The 299-nt window shown below is 52.2% G+C and carries 1 protein-coding gene; it reads right to left on the reverse strand.

Translation table 11 applies throughout. The annotated features are described in order from the left end of the window. A partial coding sequence (locus tag AB9F29_RS22135) for a zinc-finger domain-containing protein (RefSeq protein ID WP_369757280.1) occupies window positions 1-171 on the reverse strand: 171 nt, incomplete at its 3' end. Window positions 172-299: the final 128 nt, after the last annotated feature.

Consider the following 299-nt stretch of genomic DNA (forward strand, 5'->3'; position numbering starts at 1 on the left):
GGCCGAGCCGCCCTTGAGGATGATCTTTTTGTCGCAATAGCCACACTCAACAAACCCTGTTTCTTCGTGGATAAAAAGCCATACGCGGGGGTGTCCCAGCGCGCCTTCGCCTCCATCACAGGCCACACGGCTTTGCTCTACAATAACGATTTCAGGGGCTTCTATGGTCATGATGGCTCAGTTTAGCTTGTCGAAGACGGTCTTCGGGCTTAAGTCTGCTGCATGATAGCGATCCACACCCTCGGGGCAAGATCGAAAACCGATGCGGGATGATGGAAATGGTTGAGAATGCTTTAGAA

Source organism: Falsihalocynthiibacter sp. S25ZX9, from assembly GCF_041205405.1.
Lineage (GTDB): Bacteria > Pseudomonadota > Alphaproteobacteria > Rhodobacterales > Rhodobacteraceae > Falsihalocynthiibacter > Falsihalocynthiibacter arcticus.